Annotated in this window: 1 protein-coding gene; it reads right to left on the bottom strand. The window is 62.2% G+C overall.

What is annotated here, in order from left to right; genetic code table 11:
- Positions 1-74 precede the first annotated feature (74 nt).
- Positions 75-251 (bottom strand): hypothetical protein, encoded by a 177-nt coding sequence (locus tag N2041_RS14870; protein WP_297679428.1) that lies wholly within the window; start codon positions 249-251, stop codon positions 75-77.
- Positions 252-510 lie beyond the last annotated feature (259 nt).

A 510-nucleotide genomic window follows, 5' to 3' on the forward strand; every position in this document is an offset into this window, starting at 1 on the left:
CCTCCGTAGCTCGCAAGGAGCGGCAGATTTACAGTCTGCTGCCATTAACCACTCGGCCACCTGTCCACATCGCATCAGCGGCAAGCGGAGGCGACGCTTTCAATATAGCGCAGCGCGAGCAGTTTTGCATCACCGGGAGAGAAGCGCGGGCGGCGCGGGCGGTTCAGGTTGACAAGCCCGGCGGGCTCCGGTATAGTTCTGAAGTGTCGCTCTTTCAATGATTTGTATTCCATCTGAAAGGCGGCGGCCATCACCGGTTCCCGAAAGGCGGCCCGCGGCTGCGATGATCATCCGGAATGTTCTCCATGTGGACGGCCTGGCCGTGCGAGGCGGCGCCGTGCGGGAGCCGGTGCACCATGAGGCGATTTTGGAGTCTGGGGCATGACGGGCAACCAGGAAGACCGTCCGGTGGAGTATCCCGCCAACGGCGAAGAGAATTACGAGCAACTGCTTGACGACTACAGCCATCTGGCTCCGCCCGCCGAGGGCGAGGTGATGATGGGCCACGTG

The sequence above is a fragment of the Tepidiforma sp. genome, assembly GCF_026419595.1.
Lineage (GTDB): Bacteria > Chloroflexota > Dehalococcoidia > Tepidiformales > Tepidiformaceae > Tepidiforma.